The 25,016-nt window shown below is 48.4% G+C and carries 26 protein-coding genes; 6 read left to right on the forward strand and 20 right to left on the reverse strand.

Going from position 1 to position 25,016, the window contains the following annotated elements; translation table 11 throughout:
- Positions 1-128: 128 nt before the first annotated feature.
- Genes nagA through ACQSGY_RS13625 form a run of 3 tightly spaced genes read right to left on the reverse strand, consistent with a single transcriptional unit; the run spans position 129 to position 2,935 of the window.
- On the reverse strand, positions 129-1,343 hold the full coding sequence (nagA, locus tag ACQSGY_RS13615; RefSeq protein ID WP_427052277.1) for an N-acetylglucosamine-6-phosphate deacetylase: 1,215 nt from the start codon (positions 1,341-1,343) through the stop codon (positions 129-131).
- The gene (gene nagB, locus ACQSGY_RS13620; RefSeq protein ID WP_188593389.1) at positions 1,340-2,068 is read right to left on the reverse strand and encodes a glucosamine-6-phosphate deaminase; all 729 of its coding nucleotides are present in this window, start codon (positions 2,066-2,068) and stop codon (positions 1,340-1,342) included. Before nagB ends, nagA begins: the two co-directional genes overlap by 4 nt.
- Positions 2,069-2,071: 3 nt before the next feature.
- Positions 2,072-2,935 carry a MurR/RpiR family transcriptional regulator gene (locus ACQSGY_RS13625; RefSeq protein ID WP_426333330.1) on the reverse strand — a complete coding sequence of 288 codons (864 nt, stop codon included), beginning with the start codon at positions 2,933-2,935 and terminating at the stop codon, positions 2,072-2,074.
- 287 nt (positions 2,936-3,222) lie between these two features.
- Between ACQSGY_RS13625 and ACQSGY_RS13630 the strand changes: the two genes are divergently transcribed.
- Positions 3,223-3,573 (forward strand): hypothetical protein, encoded by a 351-nt coding sequence (locus tag ACQSGY_RS13630; protein WP_427052278.1) that lies wholly within the window; start codon positions 3,223-3,225, stop codon positions 3,571-3,573.
- A gap of 59 nt (positions 3,574-3,632) precedes the next feature.
- On the opposite strand, the gene ACQSGY_RS13635 is transcribed toward ACQSGY_RS13630, so the two are convergent.
- The 3 genes from ACQSGY_RS13635 to ACQSGY_RS13645 form a co-directional block, all read right to left on the reverse strand.
- Positions 3,633-4,550 carry a nucleotidyl transferase AbiEii/AbiGii toxin family protein gene (locus ACQSGY_RS13635; protein ID WP_427052279.1) on the reverse strand — a complete coding sequence of 306 codons (918 nt, stop codon included), beginning with the start codon at positions 4,548-4,550 and terminating at the stop codon, positions 3,633-3,635.
- Entirely contained in the window at positions 4,550-5,158 is a 609-nt protein-coding gene (locus ACQSGY_RS13640; RefSeq protein ID WP_427052280.1) for a type IV toxin-antitoxin system AbiEi family antitoxin domain-containing protein, read from the reverse strand. Before ACQSGY_RS13640 ends, ACQSGY_RS13635 begins: the two co-directional genes overlap by 1 nt.
- 251 nt (positions 5,159-5,409) lie before the next feature.
- Entirely contained in the window at positions 5,410-5,637 is a 228-nt protein-coding gene (locus tag ACQSGY_RS13645) for a helix-turn-helix domain-containing protein (protein ID WP_090919235.1), read from the reverse strand.
- Positions 5,638-5,970: 333 nt separating this feature from the next.
- On the opposite strand from ACQSGY_RS13645, the gene ACQSGY_RS13650 reads away from it, so the two are divergent.
- Positions 5,971-6,810: a methyl-accepting chemotaxis protein gene (locus ACQSGY_RS13650; protein WP_427052281.1), complete on the forward strand. Its 840-nt coding sequence runs from the start codon at positions 5,971-5,973 to the stop codon at positions 6,808-6,810.
- A gap of 105 nt (positions 6,811-6,915) precedes the next feature.
- Here the strand turns inward: ACQSGY_RS13650 and ACQSGY_RS13655 are convergent, their stop codons facing one another.
- The 5 genes from ACQSGY_RS13655 to ACQSGY_RS13675 all read right to left on the reverse strand — a co-directional run bounded on the left by ACQSGY_RS13655 (position 6,916) and on the right by ACQSGY_RS13675 (position 12,451).
- Positions 6,916-7,905: a YhcN/YlaJ family sporulation lipoprotein gene (locus ACQSGY_RS13655; protein WP_427052282.1), complete on the reverse strand. Its 990-nt coding sequence runs from the start codon at positions 7,903-7,905 to the stop codon at positions 6,916-6,918.
- A 203-nt stretch (positions 7,906-8,108) separates the two neighbouring features.
- A complete protein-coding gene (locus ACQSGY_RS13660; RefSeq protein ID WP_427052283.1) occupies positions 8,109-9,164 on the reverse strand; it encodes a DUF4340 domain-containing protein in 1,056 nt (351 codons plus the stop codon).
- A complete protein-coding gene (locus ACQSGY_RS13665) occupies positions 9,161-10,555 on the reverse strand; it encodes a GldG family protein (RefSeq protein ID WP_427052284.1) in 1,395 nt (464 codons plus the stop codon). Before ACQSGY_RS13665 ends, ACQSGY_RS13660 begins: the two co-directional genes overlap by 4 nt.
- Positions 10,556-10,559: 4 nt before the next feature.
- Complete coding sequence (locus tag ACQSGY_RS13670) at positions 10,560-11,276, reverse strand: ABC transporter permease subunit (RefSeq protein WP_427052285.1); 717 nt, start codon at positions 11,274-11,276, stop codon at positions 10,560-10,562.
- A complete protein-coding gene (locus ACQSGY_RS13675; RefSeq protein WP_427052286.1) occupies positions 11,273-12,451 on the reverse strand; it encodes an ABC transporter ATP-binding protein in 1,179 nt (392 codons plus the stop codon). Before ACQSGY_RS13675 ends, ACQSGY_RS13670 begins: the two co-directional genes overlap by 4 nt.
- Before the next feature lie 230 nt (positions 12,452-12,681).
- Here ACQSGY_RS13675 and ACQSGY_RS13680 point away from each other — a divergent pair, with 230 nt between their 5' ends.
- Positions 12,682-13,755, forward strand: coding sequence for a glycosyltransferase family 4 protein (locus tag ACQSGY_RS13680; protein ID WP_427052287.1), 1,074 nt, complete (start codon positions 12,682-12,684; stop codon positions 13,753-13,755).
- A 575-nt stretch (positions 13,756-14,330) separates the two neighbouring features.
- Here ACQSGY_RS13680 and ACQSGY_RS13685 read toward each other — a convergent pair.
- Both ACQSGY_RS13685 and ACQSGY_RS13690 read right to left on the reverse strand, forming a co-directional pair.
- On the reverse strand, positions 14,331-15,815 hold the full coding sequence (locus ACQSGY_RS13685; RefSeq protein WP_427052288.1) for a DHA2 family efflux MFS transporter permease subunit: 1,485 nt from the start codon (positions 15,813-15,815) through the stop codon (positions 14,331-14,333).
- Between the two features lie 237 nt (positions 15,816-16,052).
- On the reverse strand, positions 16,053-16,412 hold the full coding sequence (locus ACQSGY_RS13690) for a hypothetical protein (protein WP_427052289.1): 360 nt from the start codon (positions 16,410-16,412) through the stop codon (positions 16,053-16,055).
- 193 nt (positions 16,413-16,605) lie between these two features.
- On the opposite strand from ACQSGY_RS13690, the gene ACQSGY_RS13695 reads away from it, so the two are divergent.
- From ACQSGY_RS13695 to ACQSGY_RS13705, 3 genes are all read left to right on the forward strand, one after another.
- A complete protein-coding gene (locus tag ACQSGY_RS13695; protein ID WP_427052290.1) occupies positions 16,606-17,844 on the forward strand; it encodes a glycosyltransferase family 4 protein in 1,239 nt (412 codons plus the stop codon).
- A complete protein-coding gene (locus tag ACQSGY_RS13700) occupies positions 17,841-18,011 on the forward strand; it encodes a hypothetical protein (RefSeq protein WP_427052291.1) in 171 nt (56 codons plus the stop codon). Before ACQSGY_RS13695 ends, ACQSGY_RS13700 begins: the two co-directional genes overlap by 4 nt.
- Before the next feature lie 88 nt (positions 18,012-18,099).
- Positions 18,100-18,492: a hypothetical protein gene (locus ACQSGY_RS13705; RefSeq protein WP_427052292.1), complete on the forward strand. Its 393-nt coding sequence runs from the start codon at positions 18,100-18,102 to the stop codon at positions 18,490-18,492.
- A gap of 125 nt (positions 18,493-18,617) precedes the next feature.
- Here ACQSGY_RS13705 and ACQSGY_RS13710 read toward each other — a convergent pair whose 3' ends face one another.
- The 7 genes from ACQSGY_RS13710 to wecB form a co-directional block, all read right to left on the reverse strand.
- The gene (locus ACQSGY_RS13710) at positions 18,618-19,172 is read right to left on the reverse strand and encodes a GNAT family N-acetyltransferase (RefSeq protein WP_427052293.1); all 555 of its coding nucleotides are present in this window, start codon (positions 19,170-19,172) and stop codon (positions 18,618-18,620) included.
- 302 nt (positions 19,173-19,474) lie between these two features.
- Complete coding sequence (locus ACQSGY_RS13715) at positions 19,475-20,287, reverse strand: glycosyltransferase (protein WP_427052294.1); 813 nt, start codon at positions 20,285-20,287, stop codon at positions 19,475-19,477.
- A 106-nt stretch (positions 20,288-20,393) separates the two neighbouring features.
- Positions 20,394-21,110 carry a glycosyltransferase gene (locus tag ACQSGY_RS13720; protein WP_427052295.1) on the reverse strand — a complete coding sequence of 239 codons (717 nt, stop codon included), beginning with the start codon at positions 21,108-21,110 and terminating at the stop codon, positions 20,394-20,396.
- On the reverse strand, positions 21,107-22,048 hold the full coding sequence (locus tag ACQSGY_RS13725) for an NAD-dependent epimerase/dehydratase family protein (protein WP_427052296.1): 942 nt from the start codon (positions 22,046-22,048) through the stop codon (positions 21,107-21,109). The genes ACQSGY_RS13720 and ACQSGY_RS13725 overlap by 4 nt, the downstream gene beginning before the upstream one ends.
- On the reverse strand, positions 22,030-22,857 hold the full coding sequence (locus ACQSGY_RS13730) for a dTDP-4-dehydrorhamnose reductase family protein (protein ID WP_427052297.1): 828 nt from the start codon (positions 22,855-22,857) through the stop codon (positions 22,030-22,032). Before ACQSGY_RS13730 ends, ACQSGY_RS13725 begins: the two co-directional genes overlap by 19 nt.
- Entirely contained in the window at positions 22,854-23,840 is a 987-nt protein-coding gene (locus ACQSGY_RS13735; RefSeq protein ID WP_184182635.1) for a polysaccharide biosynthesis protein, read from the reverse strand. The genes ACQSGY_RS13730 and ACQSGY_RS13735 overlap by 4 nt, the downstream gene beginning before the upstream one ends.
- A complete protein-coding gene (wecB, locus tag ACQSGY_RS13740) occupies positions 23,833-24,924 on the reverse strand; it encodes a non-hydrolyzing UDP-N-acetylglucosamine 2-epimerase (RefSeq protein ID WP_216519799.1) in 1,092 nt (363 codons plus the stop codon). Before wecB ends, ACQSGY_RS13735 begins: the two co-directional genes overlap by 8 nt.
- Between the last annotated feature and the right edge of the window lie 92 nt (positions 24,925-25,016).

The following is a 25,016-nucleotide window of genomic DNA, read 5'->3' on the forward strand; positions in this document are numbered from 1 at the left end:
CTCATGCTTTCTCATACAAACAAATCTAATGCGGTTGCCAGTTACGATCTATGTGACTAGATTAGCTACATATCAAGTACTTCTTAAAGCACTGCTTAAATTAGTAGCTACCTATGTTCCTATCAGCATTATGAGCCGATTCTTCTGCCCTTCACCCACACCGACTCAATCGCCAGTTCCTCATTCAGCAAAACAATATCCGCTTGCTTTCCCTGTGTCAGGGAACCGGTGCGATGCTCAATGCCAAGCAGACGTGCCGGTGTCAGACTTGCTGCCCTTGACGCAGCTACCAGACTCAGCCCCACTTCCTGCACGAGATAACGAAAGCCGCGTACCATGGTCAGGGTGCTGCCCGCCAAAGCGCCGCCTTCTTTCAAACGTGCTTCTCCGTTCTTCACGATCACGGGCAGATCCCCGATCTTGTATTCACCATCGTCCAGTCCTGCTGCTGACATCGCATCGGTAATGAGCACAAGCTGATCATTCCCCTGTTTCAATTGAGCGAGAATAGATATTGCCGCAGGATGCACATGAATGCCATCGGCAATGACTTCCGCACTGATGCGCGGATCACTCAGCACAGCCCCGGCCGTACCCGGCTCACGATGGTGCAGCGGTGTCATGGCGTTAAATGTATGCACAGCATGATGCAAGCCCGCTTTCACTGCTCGCTGTACATCGTCGTAGGTTGCGTCCGTGTGACCAAGCGCAGCTGTGATTCGCTGCTCCCGCAGCCAGGAGATCACCCCCAGCGCCCCCTCACGTTCCGGCGCCAGAGTCACCTGACGAATAAGGCCAGGGTACTGCTTTTCCCACCCCTGCAGCCAGGTCACATCTGGGAGCACAATATGATCGGGATTTTGCGCACCAGGCCATTTCGGACTAAAAAAAGGTCCCTCCAGATGCACGCCCTCCAGCTGTGCATAGCGCATTTCCCCGGAGCGGTAGCGATCTACCTCGGCCAAAACATGATCCAGACGCTCCTTCGGAGCCGTCATGGATGTCGCCAGCATCGCTGTTGTTCCCTGTGAGCTGTGGAATGAAGTGATCTTGTCCAGCACTTCCGGGCTTGCATCCATAAAATCTTCTCCGTTGCCGCCGTGCACATGAATATCAATAAAGCCAGGTACGATCAGACCCGCTCCTTTGACAGGAAGCTCGCCAGCTTCTTGCCGAAGGGCTTCAGGCAGACCTTCCGGTATGCCAGCATATACGATTTTATCGGCGTGCCAGACGATCAGACCGTCCTCCAGCACTTTATCGGAGAGCAGCAGTCTGCCACGGAGCAAAGTTATCTTTTTTTCCAACTCACCGCCACTAACTTGATGATGGGCTTTGGTCATCGAACCAGCCTCCCTGCGGCACGATCCAGCAGTACAACTACATTCGGATGACATTGCAGCAAGGATGCCGGGCAGGAGGTTGTAATTGGACCCATGAACGCTTCGCGGATAATCTCCGCTTTCTCTTCGCCACGGGCGATGAGCAGAATTTGTTTTGCTTTTAAAATAGAACCGACTCCCATCGTAATCGCTTGCGCTGGAACTTCGTCGATGCTGTCAAAAAAACGTGCATTGGCCTTTCTTGTCTCTTCCTTCAAATCCACTACATGGGTGCGACCGGTTAATTCCGTTCCTGGCTCATTAAAACCGATATGACCATTATGCCCGATGCCCAGCAATTGCAGGTCAACAGGCCCGCGATCCTCCAGACGCCGCTCATAACCAGCACATTCCTCCGCCAAATCTGCCGCCTCTCCATTCGGCACATTCGTGCGGGACAGGTCCATGTCGATATGATGAAACAGCTGCTCATTCATAAAACTGCGGTAGCTTTCGCGATGCTCTGTAGGCAAACCGACGTATTCATCCAGATTAAAGGAAGAGGCCTGAGCAAAGCTCACCAAGCCTTTTTGATACATCGCAATTAACTGCTTATAAATGCCTACAGGCGAGCTTCCGGTTGCCAGTCCCAGAACGGCACGTGGTTTCGTTTGCAGCAAGCTGGCGATTAGTCCTGCTCCTGTTGCGTTTAAATCTTCTTCATTTTCAAAAATACGAATATTCATCTGTCAAGCACCTCCGGTGTGATGGAAACGATAGGACTGCACATTGTGATACGACTGCTCAAGTTTAGGTATGAATTGATCAAAATCTGCACTCACCATGCCTGTGAACAAAATATCAATCACATGCAGCAGCGCAATGCGTGAAGCCATATCCCCGCGTCGCATACCTTCTTCGAGCGAGGAAGTAAACAGCGGAATATCTGCCGTTTCAGCCAGTGTGTTGCTGCCGTAAGAGGTCAGCGAGATCGTGGAAGCCCCGGCTTGTTTGGCACAGGTTAATGCATCAATCGTTTCCGGGGTTTCACCCGAATACGATACAGCCACCGCCACATCACCTTCCCCCAGGGAGGAAGCGGATGTAATCTGCATGTGGGAATCTGAAAAGGCTGTACAGCTTTTGCCGATCCGCACCAGCTTCTGATAGAAATCCTGTGTCACGATAGACGAGGTTGCCACGCCGTACAGGTCGATGCGCCTCGCCTGACAGAGCAGCTGTACAGATTGTTCCAGCCTGCCCAGATCGAGCAAACGAGTCGTATCCGCAATAGAAGCCATATGATTTGCTTCAATAGCCTCAACGATTCTGGATAACGAGTTACCTGCAACAATATCCTGATAGGCCGTTTCATTCGGTGTCTGTGACAGCTCGGCCGCAAGCTTCATTTTGAGATCGGGAAAACCTTTGAAGTGAAATGATTTGCAAAAACGGGTCACCGTCGCCGCGCTTGTACCGCTTAGCTCTGCCAATTGATTAATGGTCATGCCCGGCACATCTGAAGGAGACTCGATAATGACCTCGGCGATCCGTCTTTCCTGAGACGGCAGGTTATCTAATTGTTGCTGCAACGCGTGTAAGATGGCTGCCATAAGCACCTCTTTTATATGAAAATTATTTTTATTATTTATTCTATTTAAAAGAAAATTATTTTTATATCTTTATTTTAATCAAGATGTTCTGGCAAAGCAAGAGGGATTTTCTCTGGAGCTACTGCTATTAATCGCGTATATCAAGCAAGTTTAAATCCGGTACACTTCGTTTGCAGTTTTCTCACAGTCTGCTAAAGTTAATCGTATGTAATTTTGCATCCACGATACATTCATCACAAGGGCCATGCGTATACCTTGCTGTATTCATTGATAAAGGGGATTTTCTCATGAACCGTAGACAACACTGCAAAATCGTTCCGAATATCTGGATCATTGCTGCCAAGCAGACTGACACAAACATATATTATGCTCTCTATGCCATCGACTGGAAACGTGGAGCCCGCTTGAGCTGGGAAGGTTGGAAACGTTACGAAGATTTTTTGCAATTTCATGTGCCGGTCAAGCGCAAAATGCAAGGTCATCACACTTCGTCACAACCTGCTGCTAAAATTGCAAAAAAGGCATTATATTTGCATTTAAACAAGGCACAGTATGAGGAATTAGAGCAGTTATTTTATCAGCCATTTTCAAAAAGAAAATGGAGAGTTTTTTTGGAGGAGCATGGAAGTTATAGCTGATCAATAATCTGTATCATGCATCCGAGTCGTTTTGTACTGGACTCCATCCCTCGCGTGTGCTACTTGTTGATCCACATCATATTGGCACAGTGCCAATACCCGCTATGTTCTTCTTCTTTAAGGATGGATTGATAAACGGGATGGAGAAAATGATATAGTGCATCCATTACATCCTGAAATACGAGTTGTTTTTCTATCCCTAAACGACGCTGAAAAGCCTGCCACTGTTTTGTGCGATTTCCGTCAATAGCAAATGTCCCTTGAAACAGTGGATGTTCTTTTTCTAGTACTGTGCCACGATGTCTAAAGGTTTCTAATACTGCCTGATAAAGAACACGACCATCGAAGTTGTTCGTTGTTAACAGCATATAAATATCATAAAAATCTTTCATACGACTATTCATCACTGATAATGTAATCATGGCTTCAAATTTTTCTGAAATGACAGATTCTTTTGAGTAGGCTTGTACTTGTGGTTTTGCCATATCTAATAGAACAGGATAGTCAATAAGCTGTGGCTTCGGAACCACCACATCACCAAATCCGATATCAAACTGCAAGATTTTCCTCATGCGCCCTAGAAGTGCAGTTATCTTAATTCTCACACCCTCATAATCGGCATCTTCTTTAATTCTCTCCGTTGTCATTTCATCCAACTGAAATACAACACTGTCTTCGGGAACACTTATGGAGCAAATTGAAATGAATGACTCTCTTAATAATTCCAGTTTATTAGCGATCTGTCTGGCGAGAAAATCAACATCTTTAGTTGGGCGCGCCTTGAACTGCGTTTGCGAAAACAAAAACAGCCCACCCTTTAAAATAAATTTGTCTCTGAAATCAGAGATAGATAAGCGGTATAAGAACCTCTCCTGAAAATATAAAAGCAGCAGTGTATCAAAAGCCTTTCCTGATTCTTTGGCTATATTCTTCAAGCGTTCTGAAACAGAAGCGGGGACGTTTTTAATCTCACTCATCAAATTAATACCTCCAGATATTTTTGCAAAACCGTTTGAATCCTCAGCCTATCAGCATATGAAACAAGCTTGGTTATGTTTTTATTAGATGATTTAAGGTAATTCCTCAGCCCTTCCTTCATCAAATCCATTCCAAGCTTCTCTCGATACCTCACCATATCACAAATTGTTTTTTCACGATCATAAATTCTAACTACCGAGCCATTGATATCCACTTCATCGATTCCAATGTTGTATTGAGCATCTGCCAGATAAAATATTTTAATAGGAGGATAGTCTGGAAGTTTTGGCTTTTTACTGCTGCGATGAATAGCGATTTGGTACTCCCAAGGATTGTAGGTTGTCAGCTCGTAATAGGAAAGTGCAGAGAGAAGACAAATCACTCCTTTAGGGATCAGCTTTGACACTTCGACCATTTCATTGGGCATTTCCTGTATTAGTCCAGATTGTCGGTAAAGCCCTTGCTTTATTCGTTCAATCTCACCAATGAATTCCAACTTTTTTATGTGATACGGGGATACACCCGCTTTGATAAAATCCTTTGTTCGAGCAATTCCATGATGCTCCGCCAGCACGTGCATTGCCTCAGCTTTAATCTGTTCATTCATACATTCACCGCCATTCATAATTGCTAGAAGATTTTATGTTGTTAAAAAGGTATTCGAGTTTACTTTATGATTCCCTTTTATTTTTTACAAAAAACTCTGCACTTAGACGTATAAGCAGATAAAAATGTTACGTTGGGAAGAATACAGGATTATTATCTCAATATTTCATTAACAAAAAAGCCTTTCCCCATGCTTCATTCTGAAGGATAGAGAAAGGCTTTTGTGCTGCCACATTGAACTGCGGTTCGCATCTAAATCTTCAGTTCTCCGAGCTTAATCAGCTCTACAACTGCCTGCGAACGACCCTTAACATTGAGTTTCTGCATCACATTGGAGATATGGTTACGCACCGTTTTCTCGCTGATGAATAACTGCCCTGCGATGTCACGCGTTGTTTTGTCCTGAACCAGCAATTCGAATACTTCGCGCTCACGGTGGGTTAACAAAAATTTGCTTTTATGATGATCGATACCCTTCAATGTTCACCCCTCCTTGCTCGGGTTGTGTTGGTGTAACAAGGTTAAGGGGATACAGTCAACTCATCTTATGTCAGATCAAGGGCGTTGGTTCAGTTTTATAAGAAAAATGGGCAGTTGAATGGGATTTTCAGGCGGGCCAGCACATAACACTCATTTTTAAGCAAATCACTGCTTGCTCCATTTTTGATTGTGAAAGAATAAGTGAATTCTGTATGCTTGCGATTTTCAAATTCGTCCTTACTCTTTTATTCATTTTCTTCACTCGAGAGCCGATATACCTAAAACAAACTTGTATTAAAATTTATAGCCTTGCATAAAAGGAGCCACACATTAATGGACATTATTCAAGCACTAATTGAAAGCATGCCTTATTTTCGAGCAGCCATCCGACAAGATGTGACGTTATCCTTAATTGATCGAGAGAAATATCTGTATTTCTCTTCAGGAGAATCGCTTAAACAACTGAAGTTTAAGACGGGAGATCCACTCCCTGAGGCAAATCGGAATTTTGCCGATCTTCGAAACGGTACAACAACGACATACAGTCACTTTCCGAAGGAGGTATTTGGCATTCCCTTTGATGTTGCTTTCATTCCTGTCAAAAATGTTGCTGACGAGATTGTCGCTGTATTTACCCTCGTATATAGCATGGAAGACCAGGAAAAGCTGCAGCAGCTAATGAACATCGTTGAAGGACTAACCAACCAACTGGTCGACAGTGTACAACATGTTGCAGCTCATTCGGAAGAACTGAGCGCTACCTCAGAAGAAATGCTAGGCAATACCAAAAAAGCTGTTCAGACTTCCGGCGGTGTAACTGAGGTTGCTGGATTTATTCGTGAGATCTCCGAGCAGACGAACTTGCTGGGCCTTAATGCGGCCATTGAAGCCGCACGTGTAGGGGATGCAGGAGCCGGTTTTGGGGTAGTCGCCAAGGAAATTCGCAAACTGTCTGTAGATACCAAAAATGCCACTAACGAAATTGAGAAGTCATTGCTGACGGTGAGGCAGTCCATCCAATTGTTAGATAACGACCTTGGCGAAATTACGGCAAGTTCACAGGAGCAGGCTGAGCTCGTTAGCGAATTTATGGAAACGATCAACCACTTGAACGAAACGACCAGAGAGTTAAAGCAATTCATACAAAAATTAATTAATATTCATGAATCCTAAATAGATATTTATTGGTTTTTGACCAACTATGTACTATGTACAAACAAATATGCCCTTGCAGTGGATGCATCCCGCAGCAAAGGCACACTTGTTCATTTCAGCATCTTACCGATTCATTCGATTCATCACGCCGCCATTATGATTACGGTTCATTACACCGTCACCCAGCACACCGTCACGGTGATGAGTTTCAGCCGCATTGGTCGGGAAAATACGCTCTACCATCGACTGGAACGTATCGATCATACCGCTGACCGGTTTACCGTTACGCAGATCCGCTGCATAGTTCTCGACCTGACCTACGAAATCAGGATTAGCAGATACGTATACGTTCTCGACGTTCGGTGCAAATTGCTTGATTTTGGCTGAAATTTTGCCTTTGATTTCTTCCGGCGTGTTATCGTCGGAGCTATCCATCATACGTGGACGTTCACTTCTTGTGCCATATTGGCTTTCATTCATCGGGCGTGCTGTACCGCTCTTGGTCAAGCCGCGCATCATGCCTACCGCGCCTGTGCCCATCGTGCCATAGATGCCGCGGTCATTGCCCATATGGCTGCGGTCTGTTGCGGTGCCGGTATTCAGTCCCGGTGCGATTCCGCTTGTGCTGTATGGAGAATTCGTGCCCGATCCGCCATGAACTCGCATACCGCCCATGTCCCGATTCATATTTCCATCGCGCATCGTATCGCTGGCATAGTTACGCATCGTGCCATTCAAACGGTTGCCCATATGTCCAGTCGATTTACTTCCCAGCTTGCCTGCATGTCCATTCGCTAAACGAACAGCAACGTATGCGTTACGATCCGTTAACATGACATGGGCGGATTCCACTTCCTTCATCTCCGCAATGCGTTTTGCCAGTTCATCACTGGATCGCAGGTCAGTAACATTATGCATCCGGTAACTATGCGCACGAATTCCGTCCATTCCATTGGTCTCGACGCCATACCGATTGATGCCATGCGCCTGTTCGCGAACACTTTGCGTATGCAAATTGTGATCGCGATTCCCACAACCCGTCAAGCCGGCCATTACAAAAATTGCAGTAGACAATGATAACGTAATCGCTGTTGCCTTTTTGACTGTTGGCATGTAATGTTCATCCTCCAATGTGGTTGGTTTGGTTCACATAGATAGGATGCGCGTCTGGTGTTACCGATATGCTGAAAGGATATGGCACTTTAACCTGCCAACTTATATAGACATTCTTGCCCGCACACACTAAAAAGCACAGTCACTGCATTCAGCGCAGAACTGTGCTTTTCCTGACTAAGCTGTCTATTTTTGACTAAGGTTCACTTCCCGGAAGCTGCCGCAGAAGTTGAAGATTTGTCAGAAGACCCCGATTTCGCGGATGCTCCCGACTTATCAGACTCCGAAGAAGCTAAGGAGCTATTGGCATCTGAAGGAACGGCGGACGTATTTTTAATGCTTTCCGGAAACTTCTCAGCTTCCTTGAGAGCTGCTGCATCCATCGTGTAAGCCCACTCTCCGTCCGGGGTAATTACCCAGATCTGGTCGGGATCAGAAGATGTGGTCAGCAAACGATAAACCGTGGTCGTCTCTTGCCCGTTCACCTGCTGTTCAACAGACAGTGTGGAACGAGGGATGGCTCCTTTTAACTCGGACGCTTTGCGAACGTCTTCGCCAGTTGTGAGGTTTTTGATTTTGCCAATGAGCGAGATTGCATTCTCTGCCTTAATTGACTTGCCATTTAACGTCCATTCGTGTTCGGATGCGGTTTCTCCTTCAGCCGACGCCTTGAGCATCCAGCTCGCGGCTTCCCCTTCCCATTCCAGTGTACGGACATTGGATTCATCCATATTGAACGGAGTCGTGTCCAGCAAAGAATGACGTGTCAGGGCGATATTCGTTACAGCTTCATTTTTGACAGCCACCACCGGCCCTGCATCGACGCGCGCATAATGTGCATCCCCCGCAGGCAGCTGATTGCCAATCACCAGTTTAAGCTCACGCCCATCCTTTACTTTGATATCGAGTGTTGTGGCAGTGCTGCCCAAACCGTACTTCTCCACATCCTTGGGCGATTCTTCCACAACCATCTCCTGATCTGCGCCGCTCAGCGCATCAAGCCAACTGCCCACACTGTATTCGTTCAGCGGATAACCCTTCGGCTGTGACATCTGCCAGATGCCATCTTTTCGCTCAAGAGTTGAGGAATTATCTGCAGCCCCTTCATGCAGGGTAATCGCCTCAATATCTGCTGAAGTGATACCAAGAAGCTTCGCCTGTACTGCCTCTTCTTCCCGAAAATAATTATGATTGGCTGCATACAGCCAGCCCGCAATCAAGATCACAACGACAACCATCGTTGGTATTAACTTTTTCATACCCGTCTGCGCCTCCACCATAAGAGTGCACCGATGATTACAAAGACAAGCGGGAATGCTACAATCGCTGCAAAAAAGATCGTTCTGGCCTGCTGACCATCCAGGTAAGCAATCTCATATCCAGCCTGGACACGTGGTCGAATCGTTAGACCGTCTTGTTTTTCACTCAAATAATTCACTGTATTCAAAATAAAATCCCGATTGCCACCGTTCGAAATTTGCGAATCCTGCATGAAAATAGACGATCCCAGAATGACCGCTTTGGGCTTGCCATCCTTCGTATCCGCTGCATAGCCAAGTTCGACAGGACCTTGAACGTCAGCATCTTTATCATTGTTCGTTTCGTTTTGCAGCAGGCCGGCGATATTCGTCTCCCCATAGCTGTCATCGGAGGAATGCATTAGCGGAGACAAGGTGTACTTGTCCTGCTCCTTGCTGGTCAGTGCAATCGACAGAGACAGCATCGGGTACAGCTTGTTCTGAGCCAGCTTGTCTGTAATTGCATGACTGCCATACTCCGGCACAACCCACAGCGGCCCCATCGTGCTGGCCTGTTTGTTATCCACCATGACGGCATGCTCATCCACCACACCATAATCAGCGATTAAGGCATCAATGTTTTTCCAGCTTGATTTCATATCTTCTGCAAAACCGAGGGAAATGAACAGCTTGCCCCCCTTGCTCATATAAGTCCGTATTTCTTTCAGCTCGGCGTCACTCAGATCACGCTGCGGCCCGATAATGGCGAGCACATCGGTATCCTCCGGCACTTTACCAGCCTGATTCAGCTGCAGCTCTTCTGTGGTGATATTATTCTGTTCCAGTGAAGATCGCAGTGTCCCCATCTGATCCAGACTTAACTCTTCATGTCCGGTCAGGAATACCATTTTGTTGGTTTCCGTAGAAGAGAGATTCATCAGAGCCTGAGTTAATTTCTCTTCCCCTGTAAACTGGTAAGAACCATCGCTTCCATCCCCGTTCGCCGTGAACAGGCTGGCAATATCGATGACCTTATGGCGATCTCCCTGCTCCAGCACAATCGAGCTGCCCGTAATGCCGTATTTCGAAGCAAGCGCTGGCTCCTGCGTTAGATTGTACTGCTTCAGCTTAAGCTTGCTGTTTCGTTTCGTATATTCCTGAACCATATCGGCCACTTCACGGTTCAGCACTGTATTGTTTGCATTTTCAACCGTTAATACAAGAATATTGACGTCATCTTTGACATTTTTAATTGCCGTCAGAGACTGGTCTGATAACGTATACTGTTTATTTGAAGTCAGGTCGAGCTGAAAGCCGCCAAGCGAGTTCAGGAACAGGGTCAGCAAAATAAAGATGCCAATCACCGCGACAGACAAAACGGTACTGTTGGTATGACTTAGCCATTTTTTCATCTTCTCACCTCCACCGCTTCCGTTCCACAATTTGAATGCTTAACAGTAAAAACACACCCGTAAGCGTGACATAGTATAGAACATCCGGTCCGCTGAGAACGCCTTTGGTGAAGCTGTCAAAGTGATTGGTCAGCGCAAACGGATCAAGCCATTTCTGCAATGCAGACCCCGTATTTCCTGCGAATGAATCAAGCATCCACAAAACGAGCAATATAATAAAACCCGCCACGGCAGCCACCATCTGATGCTGGGACAGCGTGGAGGCAAATAGTCCAATTGCCATCATGCTGCCGCCCAGGAAAAACAAACCGAGTGCAGACAACCAGACAGAGGTCAGGTCCAGCTTTCCATAGAACGACATAATGAACGGATATACCAGACTGCATAGAATCAATACAAGCAGTATGGCGAGTGAGGCCAGATATTTTCCGAAAATAATCTCGGTCACTCGTGTCGGTGAAGTCAGCAGCAGCTCATCCGTTCCCTGCCTGAACTCTTCTGCAACGAGTCGCATGGTCAACAGGGGCACCACAAAAAGCAGCATGGACAACGTATCACCCAGAACAAGGCGATAGTCCACAATGCTTGGCTGGTAGTAAACAAAGCTTGAATAGAACAACAGGCTGGTCATCAGCACGTATACGGCAAAAGCAAAATAAGAAGTCGGCGACAGAAAATACGCCTGCAGTTCTTTGGTACAGATCGCCATCATTCGTCTCATTTGCTTCCCTCCCCTGAATCGGAATCAGACATTTCCCGCTCAGATACAGCCTGAACCTCTGAAACATGCTCATTTCCTATGGCTTCTTCATCTGGTTCAGCTACTGCCTCCGAAGTGGCCTCCGGTTCGGATGTCGTTAATTTCAGGAAGATTTGCTCCAGACTGAGGTTCTCACGTTTCATCTCAAGGATCGGCAAACCTGCCCCGGACAACAGATAAAAGAGCTCTTCCCGGAAGTCTTCCGACGTTTCCCCGGTGAGTCTGACGCGAACGGTTGAAGGTGTGCTGGATATTGCATTCTCCGGCGCGTCTGAAGCCACTGCTGCCGAAACTGTGCCTTCTCCAGACGATGAGGAAGTGGAGCTAGAAGCTAAAATTGGCGTTGAGGATAGGGTTGAATCAGCAATGACCTCGCTGTGTGCCTTCTCCCAAGGTGTTAATACATCCATCAGCTGTTGCTGCGTAGCTTTCACTTCGAGGGATACCTTGAAGCGATCCGCCATCGCTGAGCCGAGGTCATGAGGTGATCCATCCAATACAAGTTTTCCCTGATTGATGATCAGCATCCGGTTACAGAGTGTGCTTACCTCAGGCAAAATATGCGTGCTAAGCAGCACCGTATGATTTTCACCGAGCTCTCGTATCAAATCCCGGATCTCAATAATCTGATTAGGATCAAGTCCTGAGGTCGGCTCATCCAATACCAGCAGATCCGGCTTATGTATAATGGCTCCTGCCAGTCCCAGACGTTGCTTGTAACCTTTGGACAAACCACGCACCATTTGTTTTTCCCTGCCCTGCAGCCCAAGTCTGCTAACCATTTCGCTGACACGCAGCTTGACCTCGCGCGCTGGAACATCCCTCAGATTTGCGACAAACTTGAGATACGACTGCACCGTCATATCCGGATAAAGCGGGGGTGTCTCCGGCAGATAACCAATTTTGGCGCGAACGCTGCGTCCCTGATCATGCACGGACACCCCATCCACCAGCACCGAGCCTGCCGTGGGATGCAAATACCCTGTGATCATGCGCATTGTTGTCGTTTTGCCAGCACCGTTCGGTCCAAGAAAACCGACAATCTCGCCTCGTTCCATGGTGAAGTCCAATTGGTGCACACCGCGCTGTCCTTCGTACACTTTGCTCACCTGTCTCACTTCGAGCACGTCCTTCATCCTTTCCCGTTAAAATACCCGTGCAGCAGCATGACTAACTCTACACGGGAAATCATTTGTATGATACGAGATGTATCCTAGTCCCAGCTTAATATCACTTAAAATAAAGCTTAATATTTTGTGTCTAAACTGTGAACAAATGAACTTTTACCCACACCCCCCCCTTCGGTTAAACGTACCATGGAGTACAGGAGAATGAGCTCCTGACCAATAGTCAGAGGGTGAACCGTGTGAAGGTATTATTCACGTTTTATGTTCCCAGCGGGGGCGTAGATACACTGAACCGACTGCGTACTGCCGTACTGAAACGCCATGGCATTGAAGCACATTTATTGTATCTGAATACAGGCTCAGGTTTGCAGAACAGCAGTGACACACGCATTTTTACAGCTTCCAGCGATCAGGATATTCATCATTTGATTCACTCCGAGCACTATGATGCCATTATTACCACTTCGGATATTGCCATGCCCGGCCGTTTGAGAGGTCTCGGTTACAAAGGACGGATTATCTTCGAAGCCCAAGGGCTCGGTACACGGGATCAGGCGCTGGAGACGATTCAAATGGGCGTGCCCTATCTACAAGCACACTGCGATGCCGCAGTCCTGCCGCCAACCGATCATCTGCTCGATATGTTCATTCACATCTGTCCATGGCTGCATCGCTTTGTCATTCCAAATATGCTGGATACGGATACCTTCGCCCCAACCTCCGTAGAAGCGCCGCCATATCCTGTTCTTGCATGGGTCGGGCGGCTGGAGCATAACAAAAACTGGCGGGAGTATCTCGAAATATGCAAAGCGATTATTAAAAAGAAACCCAAAGCCAGACTCTGGCTGTTTCACGATCCTACCTTGGCTAATCCGGAAGACGAGGTCATGTTCCGGCACATGCTGGCCGAATATGGATTAGAAGACCGGATCGGCATCTTTATGAATGTGCCACATTCACAGATGCCGACGTTCTACTCGATGATCGCAGCTTCTGGTGGCATCATGCTGTCCACTTCTTTACTCGAAGGTTTCGGTTACGCCGTAGCCGAGGCCATCAGTTGCGGCTGTCCCGTCCTAAGTACCGATTCGGATGGCGTGCGTTTGTTTATCACACACAACAAAACCGGAAAGTTCTACCCGCTTGGCAATGTGAAAGTCGCCGTGAGTGAAGCTCTGGACCTGATGAATAACAAGAAGCTGCGGGAGTATATTCGCATTCAGGGAAGACAGCATGTGACCCTTTCCTTCTCCCCTGACCGATATGCAGCCTCTTTCCGGGAGATGATGACTGCATTGCGCGTTTTTCATTGATAGTTACAAGCTATATAAGTTGAACTAAAAAATGTACACAATCCACTCCAATATGCTCATCAATCCAGGCACTAGTCAAATATCGTACATCGCTCATGGCAATTGGCAAGTGCAAGTCTGCCACCCTCTACTGCGAGCGCTAACGATCAGGAGAAACCTTATTTCGGCATATTCGGGCTTTGGAAAATTCTAACGATCCCCAGAGACGCTATTGTGCTGAAACCAGCTTGATCAGGCTCATTTTTCAGGATTTCGAATGGAATAAGCTTCCTGGAGATCGTTAGAATTCAAATGTCCCCGATTCAGGGAAAATAAGCTCTATGGAGATCGTTAGCCTTCCCTTTTCGACTTAAACAGCCTGCCAAGGCTGGTATTCTTGCCCATTACAACGCTCTTTGACGATCATGAACCGTTAATCGGTATAATGTCGTTTCTTTAGTTCAATTTATATAGAACAGAAAAAGTTCACAAGACGTAAAAAGGCAGCCCAGAGCGCATAAGCTCCAGACTGCCTTAGTTGATTTAAATAGGCTAACCCGCCCTTAAAGGGTAAAGTACAGCCTGCTCTATCCGCCTTAGTGACCCATCATCATCGCAGGATCAGGCTGATCCCCTGTTTGAAGCTCGGGTTCAGGCTTGCGTTTCGGCTTGCGCAGAATCAGACTGAGCAGGCATCCGAACAAGGCGATGCATGCCGCGAGGAAAAATGTGTCGTTGAAGCCGCTAACCATGCCGTTCACGATATCTGCTTTTCCCGTGCCCGTTGTATTGCTGGTGACGCGAGAAGTCAGGAACCCTGTAAGGCCTGCAACAGCAAAAGAAACGACAACCTGCTGGGCAGCAGCCGTCAGCGGTGTTACACGCGCAACCAGCTTGCGCGGTGCTGCATTCAGGACATGTGTGTTGAGCGGCATCATGGACAAGCCCATACCAAAACCCATCATAAGCAAGGCGGTAATAATAAGTCCAAGTCCTGTTGTTGCTGTAATGGAAGACAGAATAAACAAGGCTCCTGAGATAATACCGAGACCAACAAAGGCCAGCGGTCTTGCCCCGATTCTGTCAAACAAGCGGCCGCCGAGCGGCATGGAGATACCGGAGGCAAGTGCTTGAGGCAGCAGGATAAGTCCTGTTTCCAAAGCCGTGTATCCTTTGATCTGCTGCAGATAGAGCGGGATGAGAATCATGGAACCAAACAATGCTACTTGTGCTACCCAAGCGAGAACAATACCTCTGGAGAAGTCTGAGGAAGCGAATACCCGCAGCTCAAGTAACGGATTTTGCTGACGCAGCTCTACGATGATGAATAAAATCAGCGCCACGCCGCCGACGATAATACCAGTCAATGTCGTAGAAGACGTCCAGCTTGTGCCGCCTTCACTTACACCGTAAGCCAGCATGGAGAAGGCAATCGGAGCAAGAATCATGCCGAGCAGATCCAGTGAAGGCGTGCGTCCGCGATCCGTATCCGGCAAAAATCGCACACACAGAATAAAAGCCGCGATACCGATTGGCAGATTAATCAGGAAAATCCAGTGCCAGCTCACGGACTCAATAAACCAGCCCGATAATACGGGTCCGAGCGCAGGAGCAAGCAGCATCGGAATACCGAGCATGCCCATGATGGAACCCCTGCGTTCAGGCGGAGCCAAACGAAATACCATGGCCATTCCGATCGGGGCAACCATGCCTCCACCGAGACCCTGAATAACACGGAACACAATTAACTGTTCAGGGGATTGGGCAATTGAACATAACACAGAGCCCAGTGTAAACATGGCGATGGTGAACAAAAATACTCTTTTAGCTCCAAAACGATCGGTCAGCCATCCTGCCAATGGGATAACTGCGGATAAAGCCAGAGTGTAACCTGTGACCGTCCATTGAATGGTTTTCAGATCCGTCTCGAAGTACTGTACAAGATTCGGTATAGCGACGTTAACTACCGTGCTGTCCAGAATGACCATAATCATTCCAACGATGATGGACAAGAGGGGCAGAATAATCGTTTTGATCGAAAACGCTTCTGCCTCCTGGGGTACTGCTGTCTGTTGTTTCACGCACTCACTCTCTTTTCCGGCGTCCTGCGGCTTTCCGTAAACGTGCCTGTGGACTGCCTATCATTACGAATTTTTCAAACCTTCGTTTTAAACCTTTGTTTTAAACTTACGTTTTATACTGGTTTAATTTTAACGAAAATACCTTTGCTGTCAAGCTATTTTTTAAAGGCACTTTTCACAAAAAAAAAACGACAAAAAAGGACCAGGCCTCACGCCTGCTCCTCATTCAAATACACATCAATTGGCAAGTTTCAACATCTGATGCTCCGATAACACACCGATCAGTTCTCCCGCTCCGCTGCGGCAATAGATTCGAATGACGAGATGATTCGGTACAGAACTGTTGCTGACTATTTTCAGATCATAGACTTCGGATGATACGTCCAGATGATGAATCACCTGATGATTCCCTGCTGCCTTGGAACCTGCACTTACATGGAATAAATATCGGTATATTTCTCCGTGATTGCTCGCTGCACCAACGTATACATCTGTTCCTTCCCCATCTCCGACATACGCAACCTCCACATCGATATACTTTACTGGAATAGGAGTCTGGAGTACGTTTTCATACATCTGCATAATATAAGCCGCCATCCTGCATCCCTCCTGCGGAGCCTGAGTTCACACGTTACTCCCTGTATACAGCATATGCCGCTTCTCGTCCAATCGCCTTTACCATCACCCAATTTCGAGAATTCACAGCCAATGCCCGGCCTTATTCCCCGCTTGGTTCATAGAATAACAGGATAGGAGTTCGGTCTGTGCAGGCCGCGACAAGGAGGTTGTTATGAGAGTTCTGCTCGTTACGTATTGGGAACTTACACATATGGGGGGCATCTGGACTTATATCAGGCAGCTCGCCGACAGACTCACTTCCCTTGGTGTAGAAGTTGATATTATGGGCACCAACGGCGCATGCAATGAAGTGTATATTCGCAACCTGAATCGTTCCTTTTCGAAAAACCTGGTGTGGCCTATGCTTCAAGCCAAGCTGAATCCTACCGATTTGCCTCAATTCACAGCAGATTCTCTGCTGGCCTATTACGAGTTGAACCGCTATGCCTTCGAGATGGCTGCGGCCCATCTGGGGGTAGAGCATTATGATGTGATCCATGCACAGGACCCTGTAGCAGCTGTGGCGATCAAACGGATCTTGAAACGCAACATCCCGCTCGTCACCAGTTATCACGGAGCGTTAGCACGCGAAGCATTCTATGATGCGCAAACCTCCAACCCGCAACTAACCTTGCCTGCCTATCTGCAATCCAAACGTGGGCGTTATTTCCTCTCACTGGAGCAGCGAAGTGCGGCACTGTCCGAGCTGATTCTGGTGTCGAGCCACTGGATTAAAAGCACACTCACCGAAATAGGAGTGCCAGCATCCAAATTCAGACAGATTCCGTATGCTGTCGATCTGCCTGCCTATCGCAAAGCCGCCGCCGCCAGGTTCCCCCATCGCCCGCCTTCAGGTAAAAAGGTCATCGCTTTTACGGGAAGACTGGAGTATATCAAAGGCGTGCATGTGCTGATCAAGGCACTTGCCAGCCTGAAAACGAAACGTTCAGATTGGGTCTGCTGGATCGCGGGAGAAGGCAATCTGCTTAATGAATTGCGTGATCAGGCATCCGAAGCTGGCATCGCGTCAGATATCGTATTCTGGGGCAAGCTGGACAACATTCCTGCCTTTCTGAAGCATGCTGATATTTACGTGCAGCCGAGCCTTCAGGATACACAGCCCTTCTCCGTCACCGAAGCACAGCTTGCAGGTGTACCCGTCATAGTCAGCGGTACAGCAGGCATGCCTGAAATGGTCGAACCCGAACGCACAGGCTGGGTCGTGCCGCCGCAGGACGCTGATTCACTAAGTGAGCTGTTAGAAGCGCTGCTTCAGGATCATGCAGCCCGCAAAGCGGTAGGGGCCGCAGCGAAAGCATGGGCTGAGCAGCACCGTTCTTTGGAAGAAATGGGGATGCGCACGCTGCAAGTATATGAGGAAGCTATTTATAGAGGGGGACTTTCGACATGACACTGCTGGTTCCAAGTGATTTGTACAACCGCTGGTTTTCCGTTCCTGTCTCAACACCCCATATTGAGGTGGATTATGAGACGATGAACACACTCATGCAGCAGCTTCCGAAAGGATATGTATTTCCCGATCCGGTATCCATGATTATTTTGAATGAAAAAGAATAAAAGATGAACGAAAGAAATATCGTCCTTTTCTTGTAAATATTATGTTATATTTTGGATAACAGATGTTTACATGAAAGGATGGGACAGCTTGAGATCGAAACGACTAATTGCTCTGGCGCTCTCCACAGTAGTCGTAGTCACTGCATCAGCTTTTTACGTCATTGGGTACGTATCGAATGATTCCCATCATAATAAAACCCATGCTTCTGAAGAAGCTCGATCGTTATATCCAGTGAATGAGTCTGGTGAAACTTATGGTAAACCTACAGATCCACTACATCCTCCCGATCTGCTGTTAGCTCAAGGAACAGATGGCACAATTGGTTATGTACGCTCATCTGAGTTAATCGGTGAGGACCCTGCGACACCTGAAGAAGCTGTTAAACGTCAGTTAACACTTAACCCAGACGGCCGAGCAATCTCACTCTATGAAGATGATGGGAAAACCGTCATAGGTGAATTCAAAGTGACTGGTCCATAACACTTCATCCTAGGCAGGTACCCCATTTTGGAAAAACACACAAAAGAAGCTACAGATTGAATCTGCAGCTTCTTTTGTCATATTTAATTTTTTATTTCTTGCACCCCAATGTTAAAGCGGTTCCCTCAATCGGAGGCCAATCTCGAATACATATACAGATCATTAAAGGTGTCTCCTGATCCTGCTTCTGCGCAAGTTACTTCCCTCTCATAAGCTCTCAGCAATCCTTCTCTCGTGAATCCAAGCTTCTCCAGCAGCCTGATCGAATTCACGTTGCGAGGGTCAACTTTAGCTTCAATCCGGTTCAGTGCGAGCAAAGTAAAACCACGATCTAACAGGGCAGAAACCGCCTCTGCCGCGTATCCCTTACCCCAAAAAGCTCTGGCAAGATCGTATCCAATCTCCGCTCTGGCCTGTTCAAAATCAAGGTAATTGTAACCGCAGGAGCCCAAAATTGTACCTGACTCCTTCTCCATAATGGAGAAGCGTATAGCCTGCCTCTCCTGTGCAAGATCAGCAAGCATCCGTATCATCTCTACCGCTTGTTGTTCAGCTGTAAAAGGAGAGATGTTCATAAACCTGGCAACCTCTGGATCAGACCATACTTGAAACAGGTCAGCAGCGTCGGTCTCCTTCATTTGACGCAGATATAATCGGTTTGTGTGTAATTCAGTAATCAATACGTTAACCTCCAATAGTTAATGTTATCGTCAGGTAACTCCATATTGATATCTGCGCATAGTTCAGTCCCTTCTATGTACAAGTCATCACTCATTATACTCGAAATTCTTTATCCCATCATGCGGACAGTGTTCCTTCCCTTCTTTCTTCTTTTTTCTTTCTTCTTTCTTCTTTCTTCTTTTCCCCCGCCCTCTCTTAGAAAAAAAGAGCGTGCACCCTTCAGCTTGTCAACAAAGCTTCACAGATGCCCGCTCCCATGTACATACCCATCCAGTGCTTTACTCATAACAGCGATTATTCATCACTTCCAGTAACCACCCACTTGCTGAAGATTGAGCAGGATCGGGCGGTGTTTCTCCTGAACACGCTCCATCTCCGCAACCAGTTCCTTGAAATGACGTTTCGTTCCCATCGACTCGTGCAGCCGATAACACATGAGTGGTTCATTGAAATAAAACAGCTCATACAGCGGAAACAGCCTCAGCCACATCTCATAGTCATGCGTGTATCGAAAATCGGTGTCGAACATTCCGAAGCGCTCGAATGCCTCCATCTTGACCATCACGGTGCATCCATTGATCGGACAGCCTTCCATCAGCACCTGTAACATCTCCAGACGACTGCCCACCTCGGGCTGTACCGTATCGAGCCATTCACCGTGTTCATTCACATAATGGTACGCACCATGACAGAACGAAGCCTGGACTTCCAGCATAAACTTCAACTGCTTTTCCACCCGGTTCAGCAGCATGACATCATCGGAGCTCAGCCAGACAAAATAGTCCCCTGTCGCCTGTTTAATACCTTCGTTGAGTGCTGTAGCTGTGCCCCCGTTCTCTTTGCGAATGTAATGAATCTGATCCATAAATGGCTGCAGCCGCTCCATATGCATGGTTGAACCATCATCCACCACGATCACCTCAATATGGGGATACGTCTGGTGAAGAGCGCCATGAACGGCCTGCTCGATATATGGGCAATTATAAAAAGGAATCACTATTGATACCTTCGGTTCCATCCGAGCCTCCCCTTCCTGCACAAATCTCTGCTGTGCCAACTGAAACTGCTGCATCTCCTCCAGTATATGAAAATTCAGATCAACGGTAGCGGGCAACTGCGGTAAGGTGAACGTATATTTTAACCCCCTGCTTCTCGCAAAAAGGCTACGCCAAACAGGCCGTTAATCAGCACGCTGCGCGGCTTCATAACGGCCTCCCTCGCTACCCGCCAAGTGCAGCAATACGCTGCAGCAGCGGTTCGCGATATCTGGACCAGACCATGGACGCTTCTCTGCCGATCGCGTCCGCATGACGGACCGATCCCATCCCCCCATGCCAGCGATACGCCGTAAGCGGCTCATTCAGATACGGGAAGCGGTGACCGTTAAGCAGCATCCGCAGCCAGAGATCCAGATCATGTGTATAAGGCAGCAGCTCATTAAACAGTCCCACGCCGCTAAGCAAATCCTTACGAATCATGACCGTGCATCCGTTGACCGGATTACCGCCATTGAACCGGCGCAGACAATCCAGTTCGGACATCGGCTCAGGGCCGCCATGCATTTTGGTAACGGCCGAATGCTCATTGATATAGTGAAAATTCGTATGGGATACCAGTACATTTTCACGCTGCATGAATTCAAGCTGGTAACGAATTTTGTCAGGGTAGAAGAAGTCATCCGAGCTCAGCCAGGCCACATAATCACCCGAGGCATGCCGAATGCCGTGATTCAGCGCTGAAGCCGTGCCCCCGTTGCTTTTGCCAAGTACGTTGATGTGAGGCAAATAAGGCTGAAGCAGCTCCTCATGCCTTGTGGAGCCATCGTTAACAACAATGATCTCCACCTCGGTATACGTCTGATTCAATGCACTTTGAATGGCTTGTGGCACATACGGACAGTTGTAGAACGGAATGATAATGGACACACGTGGATTCATTCGCTTATCCTCCCTTGGCGGGCACGCACATCGCTCAGAATGTCCCGAAGCGAATCCTCAAATGCAATTTGCGGCTGCCAGCCCAGCCTGCGCAGCTCCGACAATTCCTCCTGCTTGCCCGCGCCGTCCGGGCCGGAGGATGCACCATCCCAGCGCATCGGCACCTCTGCATCGGTCATCGACAACAGCAGCTCCGCAATCTCGCCAAGACTTCGCTCCACCCCGGACACTACCGGATATACCATCCCGCTGGTGCCATGCAGAAGTAAAACGGCATAAGCCCGAACGGCATCCCGCACATCCAGAAAATCACGGGTATTATGCCGCCCGGATAGACGAAATGCTTCCGTTTTGCCTGTCTGCTCACAGGCAACGACATGCCGGGCAAGCAGAGAACAGATGCCTGTGGATGGGCCCGCACCGATCAGATTGCCCGGCTCAGCCAGCATAATCTGCTGACCGAACAGGGACATCCAGGACAGAGATACCATCTCCTCCAGCGCTTTGCTCAGGCTGTACGGATGCGGCGGAGCGGGCACACGTCCCGGTTCCGGTGTATATTTGAGCCTTGAGCCAACAATGACCGTGCGGGCATCTGGACAGCCGCGGAGTGCATCCAGCAGATATAACACCGCCATCACGTTGGTTTCAAGCACTAATAACGGATCGGCCCAGGAATCCGGTACCGAGTTTTTGCCAGCAAGATGCAGCACATAGTCCGGCTGAACATGCTTGATCAGCTCTCTCACCTGATGTTTATCATTCAGATCACAGACGTGTATACCTACTTTTTTATCAAACGCATATACATCCGGCCTGCGCACAACAGCTGCAACGTCAGCCCCGGCACCTTGAAAATAATGTACCGCGTGCCGTCCGGTGAAACCGGAGGCACCCGTAATCAGCACCTTTTTACCCGTCAGCTCTGCTCCATCCATAATGCCAGCTCCTTCAGCATTGTTGAATAATCCGGCAGGTCTGTCTTCACATCCTCACGGGTAGATACCAGTGTGCGATCCTGTACTACACTGTCGTCCGGCACAATTGTCACATCCTGTTTATTCCAGACCTGCTGGAACAGGACAAGCAGATCATGCTTGCTGACTGGCACAGGATGAGCAAGATGAATCAGGCCGCTGACAGGAGAGTCCAGATAATGATCTACCCATTTGGCTAATTCAAGTGTTGTGACACCATTCCAGAATACACGAGTGTACCCGCCGACCTGGCCTTTGCTTGACATGAACCACTGCATCAGACCAATGCCGCCCTGCCGGATTTCAGGTCCAATAATGGACGTTCGGATCGTTAAATGTCCTTCATCCATCACCTCTCCCAACGCTTTGGTGATGGCGTAGGAGGACGTTCCATCGGTTACGTCATGCTCCCGGTATGCACCGCGATTTCCGCTAAACACACAGTCTGTACTGATATGAATCAGACGTGCACCGAGGGAATCCGCTATGCGCCGCAGACGATGCGGCAGAAAACCGTTGATATGATATGCCGCAATTTTATCCTTGTCAGCAAAGCTGTTGAGCACACCAACCGCGTTAATGATTACGTCCGGGTGCACCGCTTCTACAAGCCTGTCGACCATGAAGCTGTCGTTCACATCCAGGATCAAGCCCTTCGGGTCTGTCACGTCCCGGGTGGTGTAGAAGACACTGTGTACACCTTGACGGCGGAAATAGTCGACCAGAATATGGCCGGCCATTCCGTTTCCCCCAAGAATCAGCAGCTTCATGACAGAAACCCTCCGCGTTTCAAAATTTCACGAATTTCGTCTTTGGTCATGAGCTGATGCTCCGAGCTAAAGCTGCTGTATGGCACAGGCGGGCAGTTTGTATAGTGCTCGCGCAGCCCCGGAATCCCGAGTGTAGGCAGAATCACCAGATACTGCTCGTCATAGACAACGGTGGTCAAGCTTTCGAATTCACTCATCAGAATTTCGTGAATTTTCTCGCCCGGACGAATGCCGCGCTCCACAATGGCTACGTTCTCTACCCCGGAGTCCTCAATCAGCACTTCAGCCAGATCAACGATTTTGCATGTTGGCATCGTCATGACAAAGATTTCTCCGCCAACACTTTCCACCGAAGCCTTGAACAGCAGAGTAATGGCATCCTTGAGCGTAAGGAAAAAGCGAGTCATGCCCATATCCGTAATGGATACCTGGCCTTTTTGGCGAATCTGGTTTTTGAACAGATGCACAACACTGCCGTTTGTGCCAAGCACATTGCCGCCACGTACCGTAACAAACTTGGTTTCACTGTGCAGCAGATTGGCATAAACGATTAATTTCTCACCGATCGCCTTGGTCATGCCATAGAAATTCGAAGGATTCGCCGCTTTGTCGGTTGAAATATAGATTACTTTTTTGACCTTGTTCTCGATCGCTGCTTCAATGACATTCTGCGTGCCGATCACGTTTGTTTTGAGAGCCTCATAAGGCTGGTCTTCACATACCGGCACATGCTTGAGTGCAGCCAGATGAAACACATAGTCCACATGCTGGCAGGCCGCAGTCAAAGCATCCTTGTCACGGATATCTCCAATGCGGAACAGCAGGCGAGGGTCCTCGAACTCACGGCTCATGGCAACCTGGCTGGACTCGTTGCGGGAGTAAACGATGATTTCCTTGGGCTGCTGGGGCAGCAGTTGAGCGACAAGCTCATACCCCCATGATCCCGTACCGCCAGTCACGAGTATACGCTTATTTTCAAACATGCATTTTCCCTCCAAGCAGAAATTTAACCACTTTACTGGATACATCTGTTGCCTTGTAACCCTGCGGACAATCCCAGTCATTCGGCAGCTTGATCATCACGTTTACACAGTCTGCAATTCGTGCCGCATCCAGACCGGACACCACGTTGCTGCCGCAGTCCACCGTCTCAGGGCGCTCGGTCGTTCGGCGCATCGTCACCGTAGGCACACCCATGATGCAGCATTCCTCCTGCACCGTTCCGCTGTCGGTAAGCGCACATCGCGCATGGCGCTCCAGCATCACAAAATCGAAAAATCCAAACGGCTCGTGGAATTCCACCAGCGGATGCATCTCCAGCTGCAGATGCTCCGAGATTCGAATCGCCGTTCGCGGATGAATGCTGCAAATGACACGCAGTCCATGCTGCTCCGCCACCTGATTGAGCCCTTTCATAATCTCCAGCAGATGAGGGGGGTGATCCACATTTTCAGCGCGATGGGCCGTAACCAGAAAATATTGGCCAGACTTCAGCTTGAGCTTTTTCAAAATCTTGCTGGCATTGACCTGACCGCTGTAATGCTGCATCACCTCATAGATTGGATTGCCCGTCAGCACAATCCGGCGGCTGGGCACACCTTCACTGACGAGATGTTTCTTGCTCTGCTCGGTGTACGGCATATTTATAGTCGAGATCGCATCAATAACGCGGCGATTTTTCTCCTCCGGCACATCCAGATCGAAGCAGCGATTGCCTGCCTCCATATGAATAACAGGAATCCCCATACGCTCGGCGAGTACAGCACAGAGGGCACTGTTCGTGTCTCCGAGCAGGAGCAGCTTGTCGGGCTTCTCCTGCAGGATCAGGTCCTCCATCTGCGTAAACATGGAGGACAGCTGCCGCCCCAAAGAGGCGGCTTCATCCTGCAGCACGTAATCCGGGGCCCGCAGACCCATCTCTTTGAAAAAAAGACCGCTGAGACTTTCAGTGAAGTTCTGTCCCGTGTGGACCAGAATATGTTTGGATGCGTACTGGTCCAGCTTGGAGATGATCAGGCTGAGCCGAATAATTTCAGGTCTCGTACCCAACACGGTCATAATCTTCATCGTCATCCCTGCCTTCTATCGTGTTTTTGGGAACCCCATTCTTCTATCGTGTTTTGGGGAACCCTGTCTTCTTTCGTGTTTTTCAGACCCTA

The sequence above is a fragment of the Paenibacillus sp. TC-CSREp1 genome (genome assembly GCF_050171015.1).
In the GTDB taxonomy this organism is placed as follows: domain Bacteria; phylum Bacillota; class Bacilli; order Paenibacillales; family Paenibacillaceae; genus Paenibacillus; species Paenibacillus silvae.